Here is a 21215-nt window from a genome sequence, read left to right as displayed (position 1 = left end):
ACAACAACAACAACAACATCTCATTAGATCACAAATGACTGCACCCCTGATAACAAACTGCCTAACCTACAACCCCGGAGCGTTCAATACTTTCAACGAAATACCTCTGCACAAATAGATACAAAATAATCAGCGGTGCAATCGCCAGCAAAATGCCTGTGTCCACAATCATGGCCACATAGTTCGGATCAGCCTTAATGCCCGAGTTCGAACCAAAGCCCATCAGTTGCGGAATCAACTGGTTCGCCTGAGCAGGCAAGGAAGCCACCTTCAGTGAGATCAGTGGACTTTCACTCATGAATAATGCCGAATAGAACGTATCGTTGTACTGCCACACAAAGGAGAACAGAATGACCGTAATCAGTGGTGAGATGGCATTGGGCAGCATGATTCGAGCAAACGTCTTGAATCCACCAGCGCCGTCAATCAGGGCGGCCTCCTCGATCTCCTTCGGCATGCCCTTGAAGAACTGTCGGAAGATGTAGATGAACAACCCCGCCTTCAGCCCTCCCGCTGTGGCCGCCGTAATCACGGAAGGCCAATACGTATTCAGCAGATTAATGCCATTCTTTCCGGTAAACAACTGGATGATGCCCATAAAGTCAAAGCTGCGGAAATGCAGATACATCGGCACCATGAGTGTGCTTGTTGGTACAAGAATCGTGAGAATCACCAGGATAAAGAGCACATTGCTACCTGGAAAAGAAAACCGGGCGAAGCCGTAGCCGGCAAGTGCACAGGATATCGCTGTCAGAAGCGTTGTAATGGTAACGAACAATAAGGTGTTCGCCAGCAAAGGCAGATAATCCATCACTTGTGCCGCAAGACGGATATTATCCAATGTAACGTGCTGAGGAATCATATAGATCGTTGGATTGTAGATATCCTGCTTATCCTTGAACGCCACTGACACTTTGAGAAATAACGGATATAAAATAATAAATGAAATACCAATAACCAAAGCATATCTGAATATGGAATAGAGAAGGTCCGATGTCTTGTTTCGCACCCGCTGCATGTGGTAATTCTGCTTCGGAACTACCACCATGCGATCTGTCCCTGATGCAGCCATAATCTGAAGCCTCCCTCAATGTGAACTGTCAGTTATAATGAACACGCCGTGATAGTACCCAGCCCACTACGATCAGTACAAGGCCAATCACCAGCGTATACAGCCAGGACATCGCCGAGCTTAAGCCAAAGTTCTGGGTTTTGAATGCGGTCTGATAGATGGCCTGTGTGACCGGACTTCCGGCAAATGAATCAATGATTGTATAGATGACATTTGTCAGAATCAGCGGACTAACCATCGGAAATGTAATTTTCCAGAACGATTCGTAGGCTGTCGCCCCTTCGATCTTCGCAACCTCATACATTGATCCCGGTACCGATTGCAGCGCGGCCAGAAAAATCAGAATCTGCACACCAGAACTGCTAATAATTTCGTAGATCCGCATGATGGCTTCAACGATATAATCCACATAGGCCATTGGCAATCCCACATCCGCCAGCATCCGCACAATGGATACCACATTGAACGAGGCACCGCCATCAGCGGCCGCATCGACAGCACTTGCATCCCCCATCAGATTGATTAATCCCGCGGACTCTGCTGCTGCGACTGCACTGGAAGCCAGAATAACCGGCAAGAAGAAGATCGCACGTGCCATCGTCCTACCCCTGAACTTCTGGTTAAGGAGTGTTGCCGTAAACAGACTGAAGAACAGGATCATCGGCACATTCAGCAACATTGCTCCTACGGAATCCACCAGAATCCGGTTGTATGTAGCATCAACCAGAAGCGCATCCTTGAAATTTTTAAATCCAACGAAGTCCAGAATGTACCCGCCCGGAGCAACGGACAGATTACTCAGACTGAACCGAATCGATTGCAGGAGCGGTGTGGCAAAGAGGAAGATGAAACCGAGCAGCCACGGGGAAATAAATGCAAGTCCAAGCAGCGCTCTCCGTGACTTCAGCGATAATCGAATGGTTCTCATCGGTTCCCTCCTCCCACCACATAGTCCATCCCGTCAACTGTTGTTCCATCCACGGTTACTGCGTCCGCATTGTAATTCACAAGGATGGATGTACCGCCAGTATAGGTGACTCGGACCACACCTTCCTGAATGCGTTCATGTCTGAGGATCTTCTCATTCGCTAAATCTCCCAGTACTTCATCGGCCTGCCTATACAAGGCAATAGCGTCATCCACCCAATAGCTGTATTCCGTTGCGTAGGCCGAATCATAATTCGTCAGCTTCAGCCGGGATGATGGTTCATAGGTCCATTGAAAATACGGAGCGGCCCCTAGCTCCAGACTTTGCAGCAATTGTTTGCGGAGATCCTGATCCCCCGACGTGTTCATCGGAGATGCTGCATAGTTCATGTATCCATGAATGACCATCGCATAAAAAGGAACTTCTTCATCGGTAATATTGAACCGACTCGACCCTGCGGGTACATTCACAACATGTTGTGCACTACCCCAAGCGTAGCTATTTGCGGCAGATATCATCAGGTTCGGATAGGACTGTTCCAACTTGCCAAGTTGCTCCTTCACAATGTTCTTCGCCGTCTCCCGATGAATAACCCGACTATCCCGGTAATCGGAAGTCAGGACCTGCCCGAGATCACGAAGGGATAATCCGCCGAGGTCCAGTTGATTGAATTTGTCTGCAAACTCACTCACCACATAAGGAAGCTTGGCCGCGGAGAGCAAATAATAGCTGTCCCTACTCTGATCCATGCGATTAAGGGCAGGATTGTATGGATACAGTTCTGCTGTCTCCTTTGTGACAAACCGCGCCGCATCCGAGGAAGGAGCAAAACGCATATCATCGTGATACATGTGCTGGAAAGCCACATCCGGGAACAGAGCTCCACCCGACTGCTCCAGCTTGGCGGACAACGCTTGTAGCTCGGAACGACTGCCTACTTCACTGTCTAACTTCACCCGGGTTGGCGTATGATGGCTGATACCACCGCCGAACCATCCCTGATACCGCATTTGTACGCGGTTCACACCTCCCTGCTGTAATTTCGCCGCCATTTCGGCGGCCTGTTCGTACGTCGTCATGGCTAAAGTGGTCCGATAGGGTACGCTCAGGAACGAAGCCTTTTTGTCCACTGCACCAAGCACATCTACATAAAACGGCAACTCTGTCTGTTCCGCGAGAGGTTTCAGTACATCCTGCTCTATTAACTGCTGTTGATACAGGCGAGCCATTCCCGAGTAACTGGCATCTTCTCCATGAAGGAAATGATAACGGACCTGAATATCTCCACGGTAGGGCTCTTCGCCAAGCAGCTGAATCTCCTGCATTTTCTGCGAGGTGTACATCTCCAGTTCATCTTCCCCCCGCAGGGAGAAGGTCGCATGCACGTGATTGTAACTGTTCTGCCTGCCTCCAATATCCGCGGAGATACTGGCTATGCCGTCCCCTTTTTCAATGACTGCAAACCAGGCATTCTCTCCGTTTTTCAGACCAAACACAGGCATATGCGCGGATTCACTAACCTGAGGACGACTGAGTGAATTATCATTCGGGTCTGCCCCATATACACGCTGTACATACTGTTCTTCCTGGGTTTTCCCGTTGTTCAGGTGGATCAGGCTACCCGAACCGTCAGGTACGAGCATGTAGCCTTCACCCTTCGTATCCGCAGCACCAAAATAAGCGAGCAAATCAATATTTCGAATGCGGTATTGCCCACTTTCCTGAATCTGACTTAGGGGCACGCTCACAACAAGCGCTCCCTGCTCCAGTCGGTATTCCACAGAAATAACGAAGCTTGGCTTATCAGACACGCCTCCGCCTTCGACTCCATTCTCCTGATTGTCAAAAGCGAGATCGTCCGCCGTGTAACCTGCCGTCTCAAATGCACTCAACATCTTGTTCAGCACAAGCTGCTTCGAAATCTGTCCATCCAGCCGCTCCAGAATATCCGGATTGCTCTCGGTTGGATAGTAACGGGCAGACGTGTATCTAGCGACAGTAGCGTCCAGTTTGGAAAGTACTTTCTCCTCCAGGCGCTGTTTGCTAATCAGTTTAGGCAGCGCATCAATCCCAAGTGATGTATCACCAAGCGTATAGTTCACCCGAATCCCCTGATCGATCTGACCCACTGTGAATTGTTTGTTGCTTATACTCGAACTGAAATTCGGAAAGTTCTCCAGTGTGCCCATCGAATCCCGGAAAGACACGTTCAACTGGGAGGACAGCACATCTTTTTCATATGCAGAAGCAAGACCATCCTCAGCCCGTTCTTTCGGATTGCTGTACCAAATCTCTCCACTTTTCCCGTCCCGTACTGCAATTTCCGTTGTCTCCTCGTTATAGTACAGGGCCAACCCCTGATCCTCGGCGACCAACTGCATACCAGGTACACCCTGCGAAGAGTCGCTAAGGAACTGCAACGGGTCCTCCGTGACGGGCATGGCTCTGGTTGTCGTATCCAGATAAGCCGCGGCTTCTACGGCAGGAACCCCCCTGTTGTTTATATACAGCAGCCCGGCTGCAATCATGATCACAGCTGTACCACCAGCCAGCACCGTATATAATCGTTGCCTTTTGTTCACGGATGCCGCCTCCTTTAGGTCCGAAAAATCAACTCGCGGTAAATGTTATAACCGAATTCGTACAGCTGTTGCAGCATGCTAAAGACCAGTGCGCCAAGGAATACAATAATGCCGATCACAATGAGTGTCAGCACCATCGTAATGATCGTTCTAATCACCGTGTATTGGTGTACCGTCATCATGCCAATGAACAGAAGCAGTATAAACCAGAAAAACGCGATGCTATTGAACAGATAATAAAAAGCAGTCTCCTCCTGCACCATGAACCGGCTGATCACGATCATTGGGGCATAGATCAGAATAACCGGAATGAGCGAGTAACCTGTCGCCAGAACGATTTCCCTGAACTTGCCTTCCCCTTCCATCAAGGTCGTTACTGCCCAGTTGGCCGTGCACCATAGAAAGAAAGGTACCGCAACCGTGGCAATCTCAATGATGCTGTTAATTGTGCGAGGGTCGATGTAATTAACGAGAAATCCTGCGTACTGCTTTTGCAAAATCATCATGACAATGGTGAGCGCCAATGCTGCAAAAGCAACAAGCAGCCGTCCCCGGTTATCCGACTTGAGATCCCAGAATGCATCAATGGGGTGGAAAATGAGATGCAGCGGAAACTTAATGAAATCCTGCTTCACGATCAACCTGCCTCCTCCGTCTCCATTTAACCGCCACCCGGGTCAGGATCAGAATGACAATCAGCGCGATTGCAGCGGTCAGGAATGTACCAAAATGTTCCTTCATCATCTCCCGCCGATGCCTCTTGAACGCCACAGAATAACTCTTGCGATCCATCCCAAGTTCGAAGTAGCTTAGCGCTTCCTCGTTTTTCTTCTCCATTAATAAAGACTTGCCGATACCGATATAAGCGATGTCATAGTTGGCATTCAGCTTCAGCACTTCTCTCCATATATTTACAGCCTCCGTGTCCTCGCCCCGATAGTGGAGTGCCACTGCTTCATTCACACGGGCACCAAAACGGGTTGGCTCATAGACGACAAGGTTGTTCTTGCCCCGATCCAGAACCAAGTGATGCTCACCCGATTGTTCAATCGCGACAGGTGTTTTGAGCGTGCCCACCTGATTTCCTTTGCCACCGTATATGTAGAGCAGATGACCTTCATCGTCATACGTGAACACCCTGTTCTGTGTCGCATCCAATACACTGTACATGCCGTCGCCCAGCACTTTCACATCAATCAGTTTGGAGGGACCCGGATTGTTGCGGAACCGGATATCGCCTTTGACGTCGTAATAACCAAACCGCTTCAGTACATCTTCGCCAGACGGGTTAAGGCGTTTGATCGGTTCATTTGAGCCAGGATCAATATTCGTTGCATACACGAATCCTTTGTGGTCAATATCCGCATTGGAGAACTCCGTCGGGACAAACAGGACCATCTGTGCGCGCTGAGCTTTGGTTGATAACATGCGCCAGATATATTCGCCGTAGTCCCGCTCCACTTTGTTCGTACCGACATATCCGATAAATTTCCCACTCTCGTCAAACTGCATAATCCCTTCGTAGACCCCCTGTGCCACAACGTAAACTCGGCCTACATGGTCCACCGTCAGTTTCAAGGGCTGGAACTGGAATTGGGTCGACAGGATATCCGACTCAGGCTTCGTGATGGTTTGTATCAGCGTCCCCTCTCCATCAAGGACAACCACACGACTGTTTCCTGTATCGGCGACATATATGCGTTCTTCTTCATCTACAAACAATCCACCTGGAAGGTTAAAGGTCTCCTTGCTACCATCCATCATGAATCCATCGATGACGCGCAGCAGCTTAAAGCCTGGGTCCAATACAACAATTCGGCCGTTGCCGCTATCCAAAATGTAGATCAACCCGGAGGGAGAAACGTTCACATCACCGGGGTCTATGAACTCACTAATGCCGAGATCACGGCCTGATATCGTACGCTCGGGCAGATAGGCATCTGGTGAAGGTACAGCCTCTTTCCAGTAGTTGTAGTTATAACTCTCATACGGCGCCGGGGAGGCCGCCGCAGGCACGGCATTCACCAGCAGCAGAGATACTGCCGCCAGGAGAACAAGCCATCTTTTCACTGTGCGTGCCATATCGTTCCCCCTTAATCCTTCATGCCCGAGCTCGCCATCGTCTCAATGATTCGGCTCTGAGAGAAAATAAATAGCGTGATCGGCACACTCATCAAAATCAGTGCTACCGCAGCACCCGCTCCTGCCCGGGATATTCCGCCCTGAATAATCTGACCTGCTGCATAATGCAGGGTCTTGAGCTGTTCGCTGTAGATGTATCCGTTGCCATCACTGCCCCATAACATCTGGAACAGCAGGATGATTAATGTAAGCCACGCGGGCTTCACATTAGGCATAACAATGGACCAGAAGATCCGGTATTCACTGGCACCATCAATCTTGGCTGCTTCCAGCAGTGCATCCGGGATCTGCTCCATGAACTGTTTCATCAGATACAACCCGAGTGAATAGGCAAATGCCGGAATGATAACAGCCCAGTACGTGTCAATCCATCCGAGCCAAGACATGATCATATAGTTCGGAATGGCCGTCACCGCAGGTGTGAACATCAGTGACAGTACAACCACTTGGAACATGAATACTTTGCCCGGGAACTTATGCTTGGCAAGCGGGTACGCCGCTGCGGAAGCCAGCAGTACATGGCCTACGATACCGATGCCTGTAATAAATGCCGTGTTGAATATATAACGTGAGAACGGCACCCACGAGTCACTCAGCAGATTCAGCAGATCTGTAAAGTTGCTGAACGTCGGATTTTTGACAAACAGCGTTGGTGGAAAGGTGAAAATCTCATCCAATGGTTTGAATGCATTGTTGATCGCATAGATCAGCGGCAGCACCATGAAGGCACCAAATACGAGCAGAAGGGCAAACAGGGAGAGGCTTCCCGATAGCGAGCGATTCACCCGCTTTTTGCCTGTCGCAATTGCAGCCATAGCTATTCTCCCACCCTTCGAAGCAGTTTCTGTACCAGCAAGTTGGTCCCCACCATAATCATGAACAGCACGGTGGCAATCGCCGATGCGTATCCCATCTCAAATCGCGTTGTACCAAAGTCGATCAAGTGGGTGACCACCGTCTCTGCCGCATAGTTCACGCTTGGGAACCCGGCCAGTGCGATCGACACATCGGCCACGGCAAACGAGGTTGTGAGCTGAATGACTGCACCGAACATGAGCTGCGGACGCATCGAAGGCAAGGTAATGTACCATAACTCCTGCCAGCGATTTTTAATGCCATCCACCGCTCCCGCTTCGTACAATGTCCGGTCCACCGTCTGCAAACCGGCGATAAACGCCAGAAATCCAGTTCCGAGACTCAGCCATAGCTGCACGAGAATGAGAATAGGCATAATATAAGCTTCTGTCTTCAGCCATTGGATCGGCTCCAGCAGAAAACCCCATTTGATCAACAGCCCATTGGCAATACCATAACGATCTCCCGAAAAAATCATCAGCCAGATAAAATACACATTGCCCGAGATGGAGGGCGCGTAGAAGATCAGCGTCATGAACGCTCTCCATTTCGGTGTTAACTCATTAATGATCCACGCGAAGACAAAACAGGCAATATAACTGATCGGTCCGGTAATAATGGCAAACAGCAGCGTATTCTTGATTGCAATCAGGAATACATCGTCCTCCAGAAACAGACGAGTATAGTTCTGCCAGCCAATAAAACGTGGAAATTCCAGCATGTTAAAGTAGGTGAAGCTGAGTATGATCGAGATGACAACCGGAATCACGGTAAACATGAGGAACAGGAGCATATAAGGTGCAAGCAGAACATAGGAATGTTTGCTGGCCTTCATTTCCTGGAGCTTCCAGCTCCACCACGATTTCATGCCCATCCTTGACGCTTTCTCAGGAGGACTGTTTTGTCCGTCTCGGAGTGATATTTGTGGCACGATTAACCCTCCCTCTGCTTACGGAAGACCAAATTCATTACGTTTGACGCGAATCTCGTCCTGAATATATTGGGTATAATCCATAATGGATTCCCTGGCTTCCACTTGGCCAACAACGGTTTTGTAAAATGCATTGAACAGATGGCGGCCTGTAAAATAACCACCGGGTACTTCAGGAATGCCCTTCACCGTTTCGAATTGTGCCTTGAGATTGGCGTAATCCTCCGCAGGCCACGGCAGGGAATCCAGTGCCTTAATGTTGGCCGTTGGATAACGGGCAGCTGCACCCATCAGTCCTTCCATCTCCCGCCCGAATTCAGCTTGAATCGGTGTACTGGTCCACCACTTCATGAACTCCCACGCCGCATCCTGATCCTTGGCACCCTCCAGCATCATGACTGCGCTGCCTCCACCCGGTACGTCCCGATTCAAGGTTCCATCCGCCTGAACGGTTCCCGGGACAGGAACGAATCCCCATAGTCCCCGAATCTCCGGTGCAAATACGGACAACTGGTTGTACATGGTGTAATCCGTTAGTCCAATAGGCATCTGTCCTGTCCGGAAACGGTTGGCAAAATCATATTCCCGCTCCAGCTTGTAATCGGTATAAAACTCCGTCCACTGCTTGAACGTCTCGATCCCGATTCGGGAATCCAGATCCGACTCCTTGTCATCGTTTCGATAGAAAGCGCCTCCGTTCTGAAGCAGCATCGTGGCATACTGTGAGTTCGGCGGAATATTGACACCCTGCATATTCGCCTGGGTCACAATCGGCATACCGAATTCCATATGATTTTTGCTTAGAATCGCGAGTAGAGCCTCGACATCCTCCCAGTTCTGAGGCACTTCAAGCCCGAGTTCTTCGAGCACGTCTTTACGATAAAACAGCATGTTAAAGGTCTGTGTTTCCGGCAGGGCATATACACCTGAATCATAGGCATACGGCACGATCGCGCTTTCCCTGAACTCCTGTTCCACGGTGCTATAATCACTGAATTGCGTAAGATCTACAGCCGAGTTCCGCATCGCAAAGTTCACCGGCAGATCATTGCCGATCTGCATGGCAACATCGGGTCCTTCACCGGACAACGTCGCTGGCAGCAAGGTTCCCATATTCACCAGCTTCAGATTCACGTTAATGCCACTGTCTGGTGTGAAGGTCTTGTCAATCATCGCTTTCATCGTATTTGCCTGGTCACGTCCACTACCAATCCAGACGGTTACCGTCCGCTGATCTTCCGATGTGGCTACATTGCCAATCTGGTTATAATCAATGAAGAACGAATGATAGAATATCTTCGCTTCATGACCAAGCTTGGCAAGTGGCCCCATACCTGTTCCGGGAATATCTTGGTCAATCGAAGTGACGTACAGTGCGTCGATCTCCAGGGGCTGTTCTCGTGCCTGTTGCACCCATGTGCCTAGACCGCCTGTGTTGGTTTTATAAGCCGCAAGCCGTCTTGGAATGGTATCTGGCTTGTCAATCATCTCGTCCAGTTGAAGCGCCATCGTCTTAATCAAGGCTTCCTGATCGCTGGACTGCCCGGATAGAAGACGAAGCTGTACGGCCACGTCTTTGAGTCGTTTACTTTCCCCGCTGAACACTTCCAGCAGGTTCGGGATCTGCTTTTCCACCCGGTAATCCCGGAATTCATCAGGCTTGGTACCTGTAATCATCAGAATGCGTCGGTACATGGAGTTCAAGTTGTACAGACTGTCCTCCACATTGCGGATAAGGGGTGCAAAGTCACCGAGGCTGTTCTCCAGCCGTAGCACATGTTTTCCTTTTTCCAAATGAAATTTGTATGCTTCCTTGCCACCCATAACGTCAATGCGGTAGTCACTCTGATAACGGAAAGGGGCTTTGGCCATCTCTGCAAACGGAACTTCACCGTCAATGGTCAATTTGCGCGTAGAATAGATGCCTTTAACAAAATTCTGCTGTGCGGTAAATCCGATATGATACAGTCCGCTCTCCGGTACATCCACTTCCCATTCAATCCATTGTCCCGGCAGACGCCAGTTAAAGCCGCCAATCGTATTAATGCGTACCTGGGAAGTGCTATAAGGAGACACAGCAGAACTTGACCTTTCGCTCGTCGGATATAACGTAGGTGAAGATTTGGCAACAGCGGCTTCTCCTTCAATGCGAATAAGTACATCCTTCGGCTGTCCGGAGGAATCCGATTGTTGTGCACCCGCAGTCTCTGCGTAAGGAACGGCTGTCTTCTCATTGAAAAGACGAATGGACCGAATCACCATGGGTTCACGCGATGATTTTAGCGTTAGCGTGTGTTCCCCTTTTTCCAAATAAAACTTGAATGGAACCTGTTCGTATCCGTCTGAGTCCTGAAACGTTTCTTCCATCCAGCGAGGTTTCTCCACTTGTCTCGGGCGTAGGTCATTGCCTTGATTGTCCTGCTCCACAACATCTTTCTCATTGGCCCACACCCGGTCAAACTGCAAATAGGCGGCTTCTGCAAAAGGAAGTTCACCATCAATGTACAATGCACGCTCAATGGCCGAACTCTTGCCTTCAACGGGAAAATAGATCGTGGACAGGTTATACAGCCCAGTCTCCGGCACATTAATGGTCCAATCGACTTGCCCGGTCTCTCCGGTATGGAGAGATACTCCGTCCATTCCCTCATAATTAGTCAGTTTACGGACGTCTTCACCTTCGGCTTTTATGTAATCTCCTGCTTCAATGGTGATGTCCACATTCGGCTGTGTAGCCTGATCCGTTCCGGATCGATACTGTTCGTATCCCTTTTTCTGCCGCGTCTGCTGCAAGATTGCATCCACTTCAATGGCAGGCAGACTGCCAGGTGGAATGTCTGCACTCTTCCCATCAGCGCCGGAAGTTACATATAGAATGATGCAGGCTGCCGCCACGATGATTACTGTGGACAATACCCATGTCTTACGTTGTAGAATTCCAGCCATCCTACGAGTCCTCCTCATCAAGGCTGATGCCAGCAATGCCGATTTGGTGGTTCAGGAAAAGGGGCTCCGTGCAACATTGCCGACACGAGCCCCTGCCTGAATCGCTTGCTGGTGTTAAGTTCTTATTGTTTACCGAGTTTATCAATGGCAGCTTGTGCCTGTGCTTTGTATTTCTCGGCTGTTGCCGTCACGGAAGCATTGTTTTTGATGATATCGTTCACATAATCCCCAAAAGGGTATCCTGTGTAGGCATCATCCAGCAAGATACGGCCCGTTCCGGCGATGTGCTCGCGAATGATGGCGATATCCTTCTCGTCGGTATAACGACTTTCCAGATAATCCTGACCTGGATACTCTTCAATCTGCGGGATGTCGAAGGTCTCTTCATAGATTTGGTAGACGATCTTTGGATCCTCCACACCTTTTGGAATGAACTTCGCCGATGCCGCGTTGTTTGCATACGTTACCTCTTTGCTACCCTGTGGCCCATTCGGAATCGGTACAACGCCAACAGCAAAGGTGAGATCGCCCAATTGCCATTCAGCAGCGGTGAACAGAGCTACGTCTCCATCCTTGAACGTATTGCTTTCCTCCCAATTGGTTTTGTCGCCGGTTTTGACCTTCACGACATTTTCCACGTTATACAGGCGTTTGACGAATTCGGCAGCTTCAATCGTTTTCGGATCGGACAATCCTTCTTTGCTATTGGTATCATCCACGATCGTTCCACCATTGGCTGCGGTAAAATGGCGAACGACATCAAGGGCCCAGCCAGAAAATCCGTATACGTCAGTTTTGCCGTCGTTATTGGTATCTTTGGTTGCCTGTTTGGCAAGTTCCATGAATTTGTCCCAATCCCATTTACCTTGGTTATACAATTCTTGAGGATCAGGCAAAGATAATTTTTTGAACAAGTCACGGTTATAGTGAAGTCCCAGACCAATGCTGGTTGGAGATTCGAAGGCGTATTCGTTGCCTGCAATGGCAGGGAATTTTGCAATCAGGTTAGCCTCTTGGTTGATGTTATTCTCAGGTGTAGTGAATTCGGAGATGGGCAATAGTTGCCCTTTGAGGATGGCAGGTAGTGCGGATTTGTACTCCATCTGAACGATGTCGGCGAACGGTTCGCCAGCCAGTGCAGACGTTGTGAATTTGTTCATGTATTCTTCGAAAGGTACGTTAACAAACTCCAGTTTCACGTTGTATTTCTTCTCGACCTCTGCAATTTTATCGAGTCTGGCCTTATCGGAGGCCGTCTCTCCCGCTGGTTTCAAGTCCCACCAGGCCGCAACCTTAATGACACGCCCACCCATATCAGGCACATTAACCACAGCTTCTTCCGCTCCGCCCTCTTTCTCTGTCTCAGCGACTTCGGTGCTGTTACCTGAGTTCGTTGTTCCCTCTGCTTCGGTCCCCGTCTGCGCTGTCCCCCCACCACTGCAAGCGGATACAAAAAGCATCACGGCCAATAACATCAGAGGTAGAACATTCCATCTTCTCATCATGATTTTAACAACCTCCCCGAATGTGTATACCAATCATGGTTCACCCTAAATCGTTAACCCCATTCACCAACCAATCGAAAATAAACAACCACCACCATTTGTTATTTTCTTGTTTGTTTTTGACAAACAAAATTTAACACAGCAAAATGTAAGCGTCAACATTTTTGTTGTTAACATTTTCTAATTATTCTGATAAAATGCTGATAAAGCTGTAATTTATCTGTATCACAGCTTATTCAATCTCCTGGATTCTAAGTACAAACTTATTAAAACATGATTATAACTTTGTTTATTTTGTTATTTTTATAAAATAACAAAATAATAATTTAACAGACAAAATTCGTCATTCTATCTGAAAATATGCTTACCGTCACGTTGAACGTTCATCCTAAAATACTGTGCATCACTAACATTTTGAATTCTCTGTCCGTTATTAGATTAAGAGAAATACATCATGTTATACTAGGAACAGTTGGATATCGCTCCAAATAAGGAATACGGCAGAACTACGAGTGTAAGGATGGTATGATGAAGACAAAGGTAACAATTCAGGAGATTGCACATTTTACGGGTTTGTCGAAATTCGCGGTGTCACGAGCTTTGTCTGGAAAATCGGGAGTTAGCGATCAAACGAGGGATGTCATTCTCAAGGCCGCTGGCAAGCTTGGATATTTCAAAGATAACAGCATGTTGTCTGGTGAACTGTATAACAACAATGAATCTCAGGAACCAAAGAACACACGTTCAAGCGGAACGATCTTGATTTTGTTTCCCAATGTTCGGTACCAAAATCAAGACTCCGTATACTGGGGACCCGTCTTTAACGGGATCTCTTCCAAGCTGAACCAAAAAGGGATTAATATTCTGACCTTGACGGAACCCTCAGCAGACCAGCTATTTACCCTGCTCAACCCGGATGCCATTCGTGGAATCATTACCGTTGGCTCTATTTCGACCCCGATTCTGCTTGAAATCAAACGTCTCAGTATTCCGGTTGTGATGGTGGATCACCTGGACCCTGTTTTTCACAGTGACAGCATATTCACCGATAACTTTGCATCCATGCGGGAGATCATGCTCTATTTGCTCCGCAAGGGCTTCAAAACATTCCAGTTTGTTGGCAATATCGGGGATGCTCATAGCTTCTATGAACGCTGGATTGCATACACTTCTGTGCTTATGGGCCATGGGATGGAAATACATCAGATTCCTGAGCTAAGTAATCAGGCATTGGATGAGTTCCGCCAGACGTTCACTTCGGTGATCAATGAGGATAACCTGCCTGAAGTGTTTGTATGTGCGAATGATTTCTATGGGCTATACACCATAGAAGCCCTTGAGAGTATGGGTATTCGTGTACCCGATCAGTGTGTTGTCACGGGATTTGATAATCTATACGACAATATCCCATTACTGGCTACAGTCAATGTGAACAAGGAATTGCTCGGTGCACGTGCAGTGGATCAGATGTTATGGCGCATTGCGAATCCAGAGAGTAACGTCGAGAAAAAGTTAATTCTTGCTGACGTCGTTATTCGTGAACAGTTCGGCAGGCATAGTGGATAAAAGCATATATGGATAAAGATTATGTCCACACAGAACAGCACGCCAAACACCCCTTTAACCGTATTCGTGCGGCTATAGGGGTATTTTGATTGTTGTATGTTGTGTAATGTTTATTGTTTATTACATTAGGCCGTAACATCATCCAGTTCTACGTGTCTGTACGCACATCATCCCACGCCTGATCCAGATAACAGATCAACCAGTTCAATGCACGGTGACGTTCATAAGCCACTCCACCATTCAGTCCAGCGGGAGGTGTTTTATCATTCACACGACTATCGACACACACCCAGTTATAACGGTATATTAGATCTGCTTCATCCAGAATCTCGCTCTTGTTACGCAGAGATGCATCGGAGAGAAAGTCGGTAAAGCTATCCTTCTGTTGCAAATAACCGACATCCTTCCCTACGTTACATAACTCCACTGGTGCACCCAATTCCTTCACATAACCAAGCGCCCACAACATTACGTGGTACGCTTCATATCCCCAAGAGAAGGAGATGATCTCCTGCTGCTCTGCTCCGTGCTGGTCGATAAACCTCTTCTCTACGGGTGAGAAAAAGGATTCAGCCTCATACTTGTCAATCACTTCCTGAACCAGTGCTGAGGTATCATCCGCACTTTCGCCTGCTCCCAGACACTCACCCTTAAGCGCGGCAAGACATAGGGCAACCGCACGGCGCGCAACTTCCTCTTTACTCCGAATCGTGGTGTGCTCGTCTCCGGCCCTTGCGGGCAAGTTCGCATTATACGGAATGCCTTGTTCAGTCAACCGTTGCTCTGAACGCGCTTTACGTTGAATGCCAGACTCCGCCTGGGGTCTGTTACCGTCAAGGAAACTGGTGTGCGCTGTCACCGTGTAATCCTCTACCTCAGATTCTCCATTCACATCCAGCAATAGCTGGCCTTGTGCATTCAGCAGAGATCCACCTCCCCAGAAGATAATAGCATCCAGAGCATCAGCCAATCGTAATAACTCGCCGAAGAATTCTTCCGAAATATCCTCTTCCGTCTCAATACCAATCACCATATTGAGTGTGGAACATTTGATCAATACCTTTTCCTGGAGCGAAGCATTGCGCCCTTTAATCTGACTCAAAAATCCAAGCATCCCCTGAATCATTGTCGTAAATTCCTCAGGATGTGTCTGGCTGGTCATGATATTAAAGCCTTTGGTTTTCTTACTGAGCCACTTCTTCTGAGTCACTTGAATATGGGTCTTGTCTTCCCGGCGTTTAATCGTACCCTCAGGATAAATGGATTGAATCACTTCAAACAGCTGATCCAGGTCAAACTGAGAGCTATATATCGCACAATTTCTCATGAAGTTCACCCTCTCTCTATATATAGTTCAACTAATGAATATTTACACTGGCACTCCGATGGCAGAATAACTTTCCGATCGCTGTTATCCCCAGATTTTTTTATTACTTTTTTTGAAAGGGGAAATCCAGTGATAGCGTATGCTTCCGATGTAGCTTTCTTTAGAAAGCTTTTAGGCGAACGCTCCGCTTCTTCAAGTCATTTCTGCCCTCTCCGTTATCGTGTAAATGTTCAGTTGAACATATATGACTAATCCTTATACGGATCGAATTCATTACCTCCGGCCATGGCGACACCAACAGGACGCAGCACATGGTTGATTTTCAGCGTATTCGCATGTGCGTTCAGTACGTCTTGCAGTTTCTTGTACACAAACGGACTTTCGTCTGTGCCCGCTCCCCGCAGCTCGACACCATAGGCACGAATCGCCTCATGCATCTGTGCTTCACTAATCTCGCCGCCCATGCGTGTGCGCAGCTTGTAATTCATTTTGCCAGCCGCCTGGGTCCGGCTCATCGTGCGCCCTGCCCCATGTACGGTGCTACGGAATGACTCGGTATTCTCCTCGCTGTGGATCCCTTCCACGATTACCGAGATATCCCCCATACTGCCTCCGACAAAACCGAGTTGCCCGGGTGCCAATGGCGTTGCACCTTTGCGGACCACAACTACCTCTTCACCCATGTGTTGTTCTTTCCAGGCAAAGTTGTGATGATTATGAACGGCGTATTCAGCACTTGCCCCAAGAATTCCAAGCACCTGTTCAATGACATAATCACGTCCTGCATAGGCGTATCGGCCCGCCAAAGTCATTCCATCCCAATACATATCACCCATTTCGCTGTTCAGGTCAAACAACGTAGGCGGTTGATCCATCGATTCGCCCGGCGCTTTGCCACTGAACTGACGCCCTGCGGCAAGGTTAAGGAACCCACTGGCCACTTTGTGACCAAACCCGCGGCTGCCAAAATGATTTGCGATCCACACTTTTCCCGTTGCCTCTTCTACAAAAATATCCACGAAATGATTTCCACTGCCTACGGTTCCGAGTTGGTTGCGTGCGAGTGTCTTCAGCTTATGTTGTAATCCCGGCTCAATGGTATCAAACAGCTTCCAGCTCGCGTCGTCGAACAGTTCATGATCCACGGGTGTTGGATTGTTGCGACCCACGCCGAAAGATATGGTCGAATTGATGTCATCCATAACAGCTACAATCTGATCCCGAATATCATCCCACATCAGATTTGTGCGCACAGCTTTGTTGCCACAGGCGATATCATATCCGACACCTGACGGACTGATCATATTCCGATAAGCAACAACACCACCGATGGGTTGCGAGTAACCTTTGTGATGGTCGGCCATCAGAGCCACACCCAGTACATCTCCATATTGCGAGCAAGTCACCGCCTGACTTACGGCGTTCTCCAGCGGCTCCCCCCAGACTTTAATGTTATCTACGATCCGCATGATTGTGTTAACCTCCTATGTACTTTTTTTGAAAATACATCTTTTATTTCTATACTGTTGTTCTCATTAGTTTAACAAAGATTAGCGTGGCTCGAAACGTCGCCTTACTTTAGATCACCAATTATTTACGCATAAAAAAAGAGAGCTCAGCTCCCTTTTCTCACGGTTGGTTCCTATTCACTTCTTGCTAATCTTAAACTTGAACGCCCAAGTCGCTGTGTTACCAGAATATCGGCCTCTGTTCTCGGTCACCACCACGGAAAGTGTCTTGTTGGTTGATTTGGAGAACGAAGATAGTTTGACGTTGGCGCTTTTATCCCCGTAATCGGGAATTTTGTCCTGTTCTTCGGCGATGGCCTCCAGTTTCAATGTACCCGTGGATTTCAGGTTTAAAGTGACTGACGAACCCTCCTCCAGATCTTTGCCGTTCACACTTGCTCCGATGGCCCACTCATTACCGACAGAGTTATTCTCGACAAGTTCTGCGCTCACCAGCGTAACGGTTACCTTAACCGTTTTGGCAGCAGCATAGGAGGTTGGGGAACATACGGCGAATACCAGGCTCAGAACCATGAAAACATTAGCCCATTTTTTGAACACGAGAGTGCCTCCCTCTTATTCGTTTCTTTTGTTAAGACTATGCCTTATTCGCCATGTTCCTTAAGTAATCCTTCCACTTGTGTAAGAAATTCTCTCTTGAACTGTCTGTTAAAGATGCTTACGGTAACCCTGAACCTTCTCATCCTTGAAACCCAGCTTCTCATAAAATATATGTGCTTCCTTACGCTGATCGCCAGACACCAGAATCATGTAATCACAACCCATATCTTTTGCAATCCGCTCAATCTGGAGCATTAATCTCTGCCCAATGCCCTGCCTGCGTACCTGATCCGATACAATCACATTTTCCACAACCATGAACGGTTTGCATGGCCCTACCAGATCCATACACTCAATCCCCATAACGGACCCAACCAGTTTGCCATTGTAGAATGCCCCAAGCACATGATAATGGCCATTCTGCTGTATGTAATGAAACATCTTTTTCATCTGCTGTTCATTGGTAGGCATTCCCATCAACTCATTGTATAGTTGGCTTAGTGCCTGTAAATCTTCAAGTTCGATTCCTTTAATGGTAACCATGATAACCCTCCTGATTTTGTCCTATTTCGCACGCTTTGTCTTAAGTGAGGTCCTTCTTAAAATAATAATGACTGTGTCCAGTCGGTGCATTCTCGATCGTTGTGATTAATTGGTAGCCATGTTTCTTGTAAAATTCCGGTGCTTGATAGGAGAAAGTATTCAACATGACAAAATCACAAGATTTCTCTCGCGCCATTCGCTCAACTTCAAGCAACAACTGTGAACCATATCCCCGATGCCGTTGTTCAGAATCCACCCAAAGAATATCAACCTCCAGCCAGTTCCAGCAAAGTGTACTAAGCACACCTGCAACAATCTCGCCGGTCTCATTTTTGATATTGAAATTCAATTCTTCGTAACGATGCCTTAATTCCTCGCTCACATGTGCAGCATTAAATGCGATAAGTTGCTCGCGAACATACTCTGAATCCTCTGAAGTACTTGGATTGATATTTATTCGGGACATCCTCTTCTCCCCCTATCGTCATTACTCACAGCCTCATTCATTTCTTGCATATTTTAACATAAAATTTTCCCATACAAAATAAAAACAACGCACCTTCCATAGTGGAAGGCACGTTGATGTAACTTGCATTTGTCCACATATGCTGTTTTAAAATGCGCTACTCTATTTCCCTCAGATCAACGTACACGTGACCTACACAAACTTTGCCCAGAGGGTCCGTAACCTTCACCTCAATCCGAATAGGCTCACTACTCGTCCCCAGTGCAGTAACGTATAGTTTCTGTCCATCCATTCTGACATCTGCCAATTGTGGATCAGGAGAGTCAGCCTGTAGTGTGAGAGTTGATCTAACGTCATCTTCATCTTCAAACATAAAGGACAGGTCGATCTCAATCTCATCTCCATGAACATAAGCGATATTACCCGCAGGTGCCTCCACCAGTACAGGGGGAGCATCATCAAAAACATACATATCCAAACGTTGCAGCAACGTGTGATGCAGTGTGAAGTCAGGCTCTTCTCTCAGGGTTATGGAATTGTTACTCACATCCAAGTATTGCAGATCAGACAATTCAGCAATTCCAACGGGTAAATGAACAAGCTCATTACTGTTCAGATCTAGTTTTTGCAGGGAGTCCAGCCCTGTCACATTAATTTGCGTCAGTTCGTTACCGGATAAATCAAGCCAATTCAGTCTATCGAACCCAGAGGCATCCGCTTTGCTTATGGCGTTTCCTGACAGATCAATTTCGGTTACATTCAATCCTTTGAATATCTCGACTCCTGTCAGATCGGAAATACCCGCATTTCTCGCATACAACCCTCCATTGGTCTGAATGAGTGCTTCCACCAATTCATCTTTGGTCAGTGGATCATCCACATCCTTTTGCAACCAATAAGCAATAGCTCCAGCCAAATGTGGATCAGGGAATTGGCGACTTATCGTATTGGCCTGTACCTTAACCTTGAGTTGTGCCGTGACACTTGCGCCCCGAACATCAACAGCTTTGATCGTCAGCGTTGTTTCTCCAGCAGCCTGTGGAACAAGTCGAATCACTTTTTCTACGACAGTAGAGGAAACAATGGTTGCATCTCCGGTTATGATACTGAATTGCAATTCATCACCATCTGGATCACTAAAATACGTCGAGACGTTCAAGTCCAATGCGGCATGATCAAGTGTAACTTCCTGATCAGGCAAACCGCCACTAATAACCAGTGGCGCCCTGTTCCCCGTACCTGGATTGGACGGAGTGGAAGGATTCGTCGGAGTAGTTGGCGTAGATCCACCTCCTCCACCCGTGCTTCCATTTCCATTTTCATTCCCTGGTGTCGCCCCGGAATTACCGTTTGCGTTTCCTATACCGTTCCCTGCGTTATTGCCGCCTGAAGTTGTACCCTGCACCTCAGTTACCTTTCCTGGCTCATCAGGATTGGATTCCGAATTGGTGCCCCCTTGACTCGCAGCTTCACCAAGAGCTTGAATGACTTCAGTTGCGCGTAATGCGATCACGGCCATTTCCTGTCTGGAAGTAGAACGTTTCGGCGCAAAGTTTCCATTGTCCCCTTTCAAGATTCCCAACTCAACAGCCTGTTGTACACTTGGCAAAGCCCAGGCACTAATGTCGGAAGTATCCTTAAATGACAACTCTTTGGTCAAATTTATTGTTTCATCATATCCTTTAGCCTTCAGAGCACGGATAATTGTCGTTGCCAGCTCTTCCCTTGTTACCAGACCGGCAGGACGAAACGTACCATCCGGATAACCATTCATAATTCCAGCTAATTGAAGTGCACGAATATAGGAACCATTCTCAGCATTACGATCCAGATCCCTGAATAACTGATCTGGAAGCTGGACGGACGACAGCACGTTCAATTCCAATAGTTGAGCCAGCGTGTAAGCAAGATCCCCTCTTGTTAACGTTGCGCTCGGGTTGAAATTCCCTGCTTTGTCTGCCAGAATCATCTGTTGTTCGGCAGCCCTTTCAATGGCTTGCTTGGCCCAAGGTGCTGCTTGCTGCAAGTCACGAATGTTTACTGCATCGGATGCTGCATGCACGGTCCCGGGAACAGAAATGACGGATAAAGACAGAAGGGCTGCCAAACAAGGCGAGACTTTACGGATCTTATTTTTCGTATGAACTTTTCGTTTGGATATTCGTGTTGACATCTTTTAACGTTACCTCCCACATGAACATAAACCCTGGTGTCAGCAAAGACTCGTCAGCGTTATTTAATTATCTTCATTGTAGGAGAGACCTTAGCTTGAAAACAGTCTAC

16 protein-coding genes are annotated in these 21215 nt (G+C 47.9%); 1 reads left to right on the top strand and 15 read right to left on the bottom strand.

Going from position 1 to position 21215, the window contains the following annotated elements:
- Positions 1 to 61 precede the first annotated feature (61 nt).
- The 9 genes from J2X75_RS00905 to J2X75_RS00865 all read right to left on the bottom strand — a co-directional run bounded on the left by J2X75_RS00905 (position 62) and on the right by J2X75_RS00865 (position 12958).
- Positions 62 to 1072, bottom strand: coding sequence for a carbohydrate ABC transporter permease (locus J2X75_RS00905; protein WP_310333748.1), 1011 nt, complete (start codon positions 1070 to 1072; stop codon positions 62 to 64).
- Positions 1073 to 1100: 28 nt separating this feature from the next.
- A complete protein-coding gene (locus J2X75_RS00900; RefSeq protein ID WP_310333745.1) occupies positions 1101 to 2000 on the bottom strand; it encodes a carbohydrate ABC transporter permease in 900 nt (299 codons plus the stop codon).
- Positions 1997 to 4582 (bottom strand): DUF5696 domain-containing protein, encoded by a 2586-nt coding sequence (locus tag J2X75_RS00895; protein WP_310333743.1) that lies wholly within the window; start codon positions 4580 to 4582, stop codon positions 1997 to 1999. Before J2X75_RS00895 ends, J2X75_RS00900 begins: the two co-directional genes overlap by 4 nt.
- Positions 4583 to 4596: 14 nt before the next feature.
- Positions 4597 to 5217: a YIP1 family protein gene (locus tag J2X75_RS00890; protein ID WP_310333741.1), complete on the bottom strand. Its 621-nt coding sequence runs from the start codon at positions 5215 to 5217 to the stop codon at positions 4597 to 4599.
- Positions 5198 to 6664 (bottom strand): NHL repeat-containing protein, encoded by a 1467-nt coding sequence (locus J2X75_RS00885; RefSeq protein ID WP_310333739.1) that lies wholly within the window; start codon positions 6662 to 6664, stop codon positions 5198 to 5200. The genes J2X75_RS00890 and J2X75_RS00885 overlap by 20 nt, the downstream gene beginning before the upstream one ends.
- 11 nt (positions 6665 to 6675) lie before the next feature.
- Positions 6676 to 7539 (bottom strand): carbohydrate ABC transporter permease, encoded by an 864-nt coding sequence (locus J2X75_RS00880; protein WP_310333736.1) that lies wholly within the window; start codon positions 7537 to 7539, stop codon positions 6676 to 6678.
- A gap of 2 nt (positions 7540 to 7541) precedes the next feature.
- Positions 7542 to 8453 carry a carbohydrate ABC transporter permease gene (locus J2X75_RS00875; RefSeq protein WP_047842211.1) on the bottom strand — a complete coding sequence of 304 codons (912 nt, stop codon included), beginning with the start codon at positions 8451 to 8453 and terminating at the stop codon, positions 7542 to 7544.
- Between the two features lie 75 nt (positions 8454 to 8528).
- Positions 8529 to 11456, bottom strand: a complete 2928-nt coding sequence (locus J2X75_RS00870; protein WP_310333734.1) for an extracellular solute-binding protein — start codon at positions 11454 to 11456, stop codon at positions 8529 to 8531.
- A gap of 122 nt (positions 11457 to 11578) precedes the next feature.
- Complete coding sequence (locus tag J2X75_RS00865) at positions 11579 to 12958, bottom strand: ABC transporter substrate-binding protein (protein WP_310336612.1); 1380 nt, start codon at positions 12956 to 12958, stop codon at positions 11579 to 11581.
- Positions 12959 to 13486: 528 nt separating this feature from the next.
- On the opposite strand from J2X75_RS00865, the gene J2X75_RS00860 reads away from it, so the two are divergent.
- Entirely contained in the window at positions 13487 to 14527 is a 1041-nt protein-coding gene (locus J2X75_RS00860) for a LacI family DNA-binding transcriptional regulator (protein ID WP_310333732.1), read from the top strand.
- Between the two features lie 148 nt (positions 14528 to 14675).
- Here J2X75_RS00860 and J2X75_RS00855 read toward each other — a convergent pair whose 3' ends face one another.
- The 6 genes from J2X75_RS00855 to J2X75_RS00830 all read right to left on the bottom strand — a co-directional run bounded on the left by J2X75_RS00855 (position 14676) and on the right by J2X75_RS00830 (position 21105).
- Complete coding sequence (locus J2X75_RS00855) at positions 14676 to 15854, bottom strand: DUF4272 domain-containing protein (RefSeq protein ID WP_310333730.1); 1179 nt, start codon at positions 15852 to 15854, stop codon at positions 14676 to 14678.
- Positions 15855 to 16102: 248 nt separating this feature from the next.
- Positions 16103 to 17323 (bottom strand): RtcB family protein, encoded by a 1221-nt coding sequence (locus J2X75_RS00850; RefSeq protein ID WP_310333728.1) that lies wholly within the window; start codon positions 17321 to 17323, stop codon positions 16103 to 16105.
- 177 nt (positions 17324 to 17500) lie between these two features.
- Positions 17501 to 17923: a hypothetical protein gene (locus J2X75_RS00845; protein ID WP_076252533.1), complete on the bottom strand. Its 423-nt coding sequence runs from the start codon at positions 17921 to 17923 to the stop codon at positions 17501 to 17503.
- A gap of 108 nt (positions 17924 to 18031) precedes the next feature.
- Positions 18032 to 18466, bottom strand: coding sequence for a GNAT family N-acetyltransferase (locus J2X75_RS00840; protein WP_310333722.1), 435 nt, complete (start codon positions 18464 to 18466; stop codon positions 18032 to 18034).
- A 40-nt stretch (positions 18467 to 18506) separates the two neighbouring features.
- Positions 18507 to 18932, bottom strand: coding sequence for a GNAT family N-acetyltransferase (locus tag J2X75_RS00835; protein ID WP_310333720.1), 426 nt, complete (start codon positions 18930 to 18932; stop codon positions 18507 to 18509).
- A 157-nt stretch (positions 18933 to 19089) separates the two neighbouring features.
- Positions 19090 to 21105, bottom strand: a complete 2016-nt coding sequence (locus J2X75_RS00830) for an S-layer homology domain-containing protein (RefSeq protein WP_310333717.1) — start codon at positions 21103 to 21105, stop codon at positions 19090 to 19092.
- Positions 21106 to 21215: the final 110 nt, after the last annotated feature.

The organism is Paenibacillus sp. 2003 (assembly GCF_031455635.1).
Taxonomy (GTDB): domain Bacteria; phylum Bacillota; class Bacilli; order Paenibacillales; family Paenibacillaceae; genus Paenibacillus; species Paenibacillus amylolyticus_B.
The sequence above is the reverse complement of the archived record's forward strand: the minus strand, read 5'-3'. Positions and strand labels throughout refer to the sequence as shown.

Excerpts from the sequence above, each read along its gene's own strand:
- J2X75_RS00870 (WP_310333734.1), bottom strand. The coding sequence starts at position 11,456 with ATGGCTGGAATTCTACAACGTAAGACATGGGTATTGTCCACAGTAATC.
- J2X75_RS00885 (WP_310333739.1), bottom strand. The coding sequence starts at position 6,664 with ATGGCACGCACAGTGAAAAGATGGCTTGTTCTCCTGGCGGCAGTATCT.
- J2X75_RS00835 (WP_310333720.1), bottom strand. The coding sequence starts at position 18,932 with ATGTCCCGAATAAATATCAATCCAAGTACTTCAGAGGATTCAGAGTAT.
- J2X75_RS00900 (WP_310333745.1), bottom strand. The coding sequence starts at position 2,000 with ATGAGAACCATTCGATTATCGCTGAAGTCACGGAGAGCGCTGCTTGGA.
- J2X75_RS00860 (WP_310333732.1), top strand. The coding sequence starts at position 13,487 with ATGATGAAGACAAAGGTAACAATTCAGGAGATTGCACATTTTACGGGT.
- J2X75_RS00905 (WP_310333748.1), bottom strand. The coding sequence starts at position 1,072 with ATGGCTGCATCAGGGACAGATCGCATGGTGGTAGTTCCGAAGCAGAAT.
- J2X75_RS00880 (WP_310333736.1), bottom strand. The coding sequence starts at position 7,539 with ATGGCTGCAATTGCGACAGGCAAAAAGCGGGTGAATCGCTCGCTATCG.
- J2X75_RS00875 (WP_047842211.1), bottom strand. The coding sequence starts at position 8,453 with ATGGGCATGAAATCGTGGTGGAGCTGGAAGCTCCAGGAAATGAAGGCC.
- J2X75_RS00840 (WP_310333722.1), bottom strand. The coding sequence starts at position 18,466 with ATGGTTACCATTAAAGGAATCGAACTTGAAGATTTACAGGCACTAAGC.
- J2X75_RS00855 (WP_310333730.1), bottom strand. The coding sequence starts at position 15,854 with ATGAGAAATTGTGCGATATATAGCTCTCAGTTTGACCTGGATCAGCTG.
- J2X75_RS00850 (WP_310333728.1), bottom strand. The coding sequence starts at position 17,323 with ATGCGGATCGTAGATAACATTAAAGTCTGGGGGGAGCCGCTGGAGAAC.
- J2X75_RS00830 (WP_310333717.1), bottom strand. The coding sequence starts at position 21,105 with ATGTCAACACGAATATCCAAACGAAAAGTTCATACGAAAAATAAGATC.
- J2X75_RS00865 (WP_310336612.1), bottom strand. The coding sequence starts at position 12,958 with ATGAGAAGATGGAATGTTCTACCTCTGATGTTATTGGCCGTGATGCTT.